This window comes from Neotabrizicola sp. VNH66 (genome assembly GCF_049445895.1).
In the GTDB taxonomy this organism is placed as follows: Bacteria; Pseudomonadota; Alphaproteobacteria; order Rhodobacterales; family Rhodobacteraceae; genus Pseudogemmobacter.
Genome location: NZ_JBMSDW010000039.1, coordinates 1 through 5,571 on the forward strand (window position 1 = coordinate 1; position 5,571 = coordinate 5,571).

General features: G+C 66.0%; 1 protein-coding gene, 1 pseudogene and 1 CRISPR repeat array. Of the genes and pseudogenes, one reads left to right on the forward strand and one right to left on the reverse strand.

Features of this window, described 5'->3' with window-relative positions:
• Nucleotides 1-708: 708 nt before the first annotated feature.
• Nucleotides 709-2,247: an amidase gene (locus ACO2Q5_RS23725; protein ID WP_423295678.1), complete on the forward strand. Its 1,539-nt coding sequence runs from the start codon at nucleotides 709-711 to the stop codon at nucleotides 2,245-2,247.
• Nucleotides 2,248-2,337: 90 nt separating this feature from the next.
• Nucleotides 2,338-5,416: direct repeats of the CRISPR family, unit length 29 nt; unit sequence CGGTTCATCCCCGCGGGTGCGGGGAACAG.
• A gap of 23 nt (nucleotides 5,417-5,439) precedes the next feature.
• On the opposite strand, the pseudogene ACO2Q5_RS23730 reads toward ACO2Q5_RS23725, so the two are convergent.
• Nucleotides 5,440-5,571: pseudogene (locus ACO2Q5_RS23730) on the reverse strand (transposase); the annotation flags it as partial.

The following is a 5,571-nucleotide window of genomic DNA, read 5'->3' on the forward strand; positions in this document are numbered from 1 at the left end:
TTCCAGGTCCGTGTCGCGGTCCTGAACGTCTTTACCGTCCTCGGAACACCCGTCACGCAAGTCGTGGCATAAGTCCGCCTTGGGGAAAGGGGAATTCTGGACCTCAGGCGATTTGTGCAACAGAGCCGCTGATTGCGCTCGATCGCACCCGTCACGCCGCTTTGCGACATGATCACGCCGATCCTCCAGGGGTCGTCTGCCATGCACCCGTCCGAAACCCGGTCCGCTCTTCCCGGCCCGTAAAAAACAAAAAGCTCCCGCCCGAAATCAATCGGGAGAGAGCTGCCCTGCTCAAGGATGGGATCATCAAGACCGAAGCCGGGGCGCTTGTCAAATCCGATTGCAAGGGATTTCCGCATTCCCGCGAAACTGGCGCTGTCTGCGGCAAATTCTACCTTGACGGCAGGCAGAATGACGGGTCACATCATCCCTGATCGCGCGTCCTGCGGCTTTTGTGGGCTTTTCATCCCGCCCGCCACATGACGCCAAGGTCCCGGCAGGGCAGTGCGGCCAGGCCGTCGCGCATCACCCGCGCCCCCGCCTGACAAGGATGTCAGCTTTTCACCCGCATCGACCGGATGACGCGCCTTGGATCAGGCTTTCGCAGCCCTTGCCATGGCATCGCTCCGATCCTGCGCCTTTTGACAGATCCCCGCTCCGCCCGCCGGCCGGAGCGCAAGCTGCGCTTGTCCGCGCGGAAAGGCCCCCATGTCCACCGAAGCCGAAACCCCGCAGATCGACCTTGGCCGTCTGACCATTGCAAAGGCTCAGGCCGCCTTTGCCGATGGCAGCATGACCTCTGAATCGCTGACCCGCGCCTCCCTCGCGCAGATGAAGGCGTTGAACGGCAAATATAATGCGGTGATCTTTGAATGTGCCGACGCGCTTGATGTGGCGCGTGACATCGACCGGCGCCGGGCGGCGGGAGAAACGCTTGGCCCGCTGGCGGGGATTCCGGTGGTGATCAAGGATACCGTGGATATGGTCGGCTATCCCTCGACCGCGGGCTGGCGGCTTCTCTATTCCGGCACCGGCGGTGTCGATCTGATGCCGGAGCGGGACGCGCCTGTTGCGGCGCGGATGAAGGCGGCGGGCGCGGTGATCCTTGGCAAGACCAATGTGCCGATCCTCAGCTGGACCGGCACCCATGCCAATGACAGCTGGGCCGGCCCGACGCTGAATGTGGTGCTGGAAGACCGCGCGCCCGGCGGATCAAGCGCCGGCACCGCCAGCGCTGTCGCCGCGCATTTCTGCCTGGCCGGCCTTGCCGAAGAGACCGGCGGCTCGATCCAGAACCCGGCCTCGGCCCAGGGGCTGGTCGGGATCAAGGCGACCATCGGCATGGTCCCGAATGCCGGCGTCGTGCCGCTTTCGGGCAATCGTGATATGGTCGGCCCGATCGCGCGCACAGTGGAAGATGCCGCGATCTGCCTTGATGCGATTGCCGGTTTCACGACCGAAGACCCGAAGACCCTCGCCTCGGTCGGGCATATCCCGCCGGGTGGGTTTGCCGCCAACCTCTCGAAAGACGGGCTGCGGGGCAAGCGTATCGGCCTTTACGGCCCCGGCTGGCGCAAGGATCAACTCTCGTCTGAGACCGCTGCGCTTTATGACCGCGCGAAGGCCGAACTGGCGGCGGCGGGCGCCATCCTGATCGAAGTTCCCTTCGCCGGCACCGATTTCAACACCCATCGTCAGATCACGCCCGGCACGCCGTTCTTCGACGGACGCGGGCTTGAATCGATCCCCTATGACCTGACCTGCTATCTGCAGCGCCTTGGCCCCGATGCCGCGCTGAAGACCTGGGAGGAGTTTGTCGAGGCGACGAAGTCCGAGAACCCCTTCGCCAAGGGCGCGATCCTGGGCTATCTGCACGAGTTGCCGGACTTCGTTGAAGCGCTGAAGTCCCCGGCGACGCCGCCCGCGATGCCGGCCTTCACTCCGCTGAAAGACACCTATCTGCGGCTGTTGCGCGAGGTGTTTGAGCGCCACGATCTCGATGCGTTGGCCTATCCGCAGATGCTGGAGGAACTCCCCGGCCTGCATTCCGGCGATGCGATCCGCGAGACGACGGTGGGCGAGCTGAATATCGCGGGCATCCCCGGCATCACGGTTCCGGCCGGATATTATGCCTCCGGCGCACCGTTCGAGCTGATTTTCCTTGCGCAGCAATGGGATGACGCGGCCATCCTTTCGATGGCCTATGCCTATGAACAGGCGACTTTGCACCGCAAACCGTCTTTGTAACACCGACCGGACCGGAGCATCGCGCTCCGCGCTCGCAGATCGGGCGCGCGGGGAACAGACTGCTAGAGGTGCAGGCTTATCAGCCTACCCCGGTTCATCCCCGCGGGCGCGGGGAATAGCGTCAGATGGCTGAGGCGCTGGAGCGGCGCCCCGGTTTGTCCCCGCGGGTGCGGGGAACAGCGCACCTGATAGGGCGGATCCGCCTTCAGGATCGGTTCATCCCCGCGGGTGCGGGGAACAGAACAACGGCGCGGCCTGCTGGACCGGGATCAACGGTTCATCCCCGCGGGTGCGGGGAACAGGGTACCAGATGGCCAGATGCGTTGCGCCAGAACGGTTCATCCCCGCGGGTGCGGGGAACAGGACACGGTGGTCGTGCCGATGGTCTGGTCAGCCGGTTCATCCCCGCGGGCGCGGGGAACATGGCACGCCGTGATGCAAAGCGATGTCGCGCGCCGGTTCATCCCCGCGGGTGCGGGGAACAGGATGGCCGCGCGCGTGGTGGCTGTCACCGCCCTGGTTCATCCCCGCGGGTGCGGGGAACAGACGGCACTTGACGCGGCTGATATCGCAAATTTCGGTTCATCCCCGCGGGTGCGGGGAACAGCGGCTGCCATCCCGTTCGGCCTCGGCCCGGATCGGTTCATCCCCGCGGGTGCGGGGAACAGGTCGTGGCAGAGACCGGCCCGGCCGCGTCGATCGGTTCATCCCCGCGGGTGCGGGGAACAGTGTTGCTGGCGGCGGACGGCATCGGCCAGTGTCGGTTCATCCCCGCGGGTGCGGGGAACAGGGCCGCCAGTCGCCATCCGGCACCCATCCCGGCGGTTCATCCCCGCGGGTGCGGGGAACAGAGTTTGGCCGTGTTCCCGATCCAAATGGATGCCGGTTCATCCCCGCGGGTGCGGGGAACAGCCGGACCAGTTGCGCGGCCCACAGCATGATTTCGGTTCATCCCCGCGGGTGCGGGGAACAGGACACCGATTTTCTGGCCGGTTATGACGATGGCGGTTCATCCCCGCGGGTGCGGGGAACAGTTTACGAATAGCGTTGTGAATACCTCTACACCCGGTTCATCCCCGCGGGTGCGGGGAACAGCGCCATTGCCGCAACCGGGGGCCATGCGTATACGGTTCATCCCCGCGGGTGCGGGGAACAGGAATGTCCGCCCCCACCACCAAACTGGGCCGACGGTTCATCCCCGCGGGTGCGGGGAACAGTTCAGGCGCAAAAGCGCGGAAATTCGCAGTGTCGGCTCATCCCCGCGGGTGCGGGGAACAGCCGAGGTTTCGTCGTCGGGATAGCGGACACGGAGGTTCATCCCCGCGGGTGCGGGGAACAGGATCCAGAAATTACGCATGGTCATAGTCTCCGCGGTTCATCCCCGCGGGTGCGGGGAACAGCCACCCCCTCCGATGCTGGTGCTTTGAATGTTCGGTTCATCCCCGCGGGTGCGGGGAACAGTCTGAAATCGTCAAGTCCAAGACCTTCAAGGTCGGTTCATCCCCGCGGGTGCGGGGAACAGTTCAGGTGGCGCTTTCCGGACAGACCTCACACCGGTTCATCCCCGCGGGTGCGGGGAACAGATAGGTCCAGCGGTTCATGCCCCAGCTGTCGGCGGTTCATCCCCGCGGGTGCGGGGAACAGATTTCCGTTTCTCGGGTTGTGCAAACGGTATCCGGTTCATCCCCGCGGGTGCGGGGAACAGGGTCTGACGGGCGGCGGAACCAGACCGGATGGCGGTTCATCCCCGCGGGTGCGGGGAACAGTGGGCAATCTGGGCCACCAGTATCTGCCGGGCCGGTTCATCCCCGCGGGTGCGGGGAACAGGACAAATGGATGTCCTCCAGTGCCAGCGCCGGCGGTTCATCCCCGCGGGTGCGGGGAACAGCTGACCGCAGCTGCTGCGCCGCCGGCTGAAGGCGGTTCATCCCCGCGGGTGCGGGGAACAGGATCGGCGTCTGAGCTATGAGCCGGCATCGAGCGGTTCATCCCCGCGGGTGCGGGGAACAGCTGGCTGGCGATGGGACGGACCCGGCGCCAGACGGTTCATCCCCGCGGGTGCGGGGAACAGGGCGATGGGTTCAACACCGATCTGATCGACGCCGGTTCATCCCCGCGGGTGCGGGGAACAGGACCGATGCGCAGCCCGGCCGATGTCGAAGGTCGGTTCATCCCCGCGGGTGCGGGGAACAGTGTGGTGGCGGCGTGACTCATGGCAGCGCGATCGGTTCATCCCCGCGGGTGCGGGGAACAGACCACAACCGCGCCCTCCGGCATGCGCCAGCCCGGTTCATCCCCGCGGGTGCGGGGAACAGACCCCGACCACCCGGACTGGATCCCCGACCACCGGTTCATCCCCGCGGGTGCGGGGAACAGATCCGCCTGCCGAAATGCCGTCAGCAATGCAGCGGTTCATCCCCGCGGGTGCGGGGAACAGGGCTTCCTCGAAGTCCTCTGTCCCACAAGATCCGGTTCATCCCCGCGGGTGCGGGGAACAGGCAGCTGGTGTGGATCGGCTGCGGCGATCCGTCGGTTCATCCCCGCGGGTGCGGGGAACAGCAGCTGGTGACGCCCGAGGCGATGCGGCAAATCGGTTCATCCCCGCGGGTGCGGGGAACAGCCATATGTCGTTGTCAATACTGTTTCGTCACGCGGTTCATCCCCGCGGGTGCGGGGAACAGGTTCGGGCGCAAAAGCGCGGTCATGGGGCGGCCGGTTCATCCCCGCGGGTGCGGGGAACAGCCCATACCCGCGGCGAGGGAGAGCGGCTTCATCGGTTCATCCCCGCGGGTGCGGGGAACAGCTCGTTTTGCAGGGCAATGAATGCCATCAGTTCGGTTCATCCCCGCGGGTGCGGGGAACAGAACCGCGCGTGGCGTTGATGGCACGGATGCGTCGGTTCATCCCCGCGGGTGCGGGGAACAGCTCTGACTTCTTCCGGTTTCTTCCGCCGGAAACGGTTCATCCCCGCGGGTGCGGGGAACAGAGATCCTCGGCCCGGGTCAGTTCCGCGGCCACCGGTTCATCCCCGCGGGTGCGGGGAACAGCGAACTGACACAAGATATGCCGGCACTGGAACCGGTTCATCCCCGCGGGTGCGGGGAACAGGCGCCAACGCCCGTCACAAAAGCGGTCACGGGCGGTTCATCCCCGCGGGTGCGGGGAACAGGTTACGTCGCGGGTGGCGGTGATGGTCATCTGGCGCAGCGCCATCCCGAACAGCACCTTCATCGTTAGACAGGTCTGGATCGCGGCGTCGCTGTAGTCGGGTTGCCGCCCACGCTTGCCGGTCGGCGCGGCCTCCCAGATCATGGCGGGATCGAA

What these genes read in the sequence shown, in the direction of transcription:
- ACO2Q5_RS23725 (WP_423295678.1), top strand. Translation starts at nt 709, where the DNA reads ATGTCCACCGAAGCCGAAACCCCGCAGATCGACCTTGGCCGTCTGACC.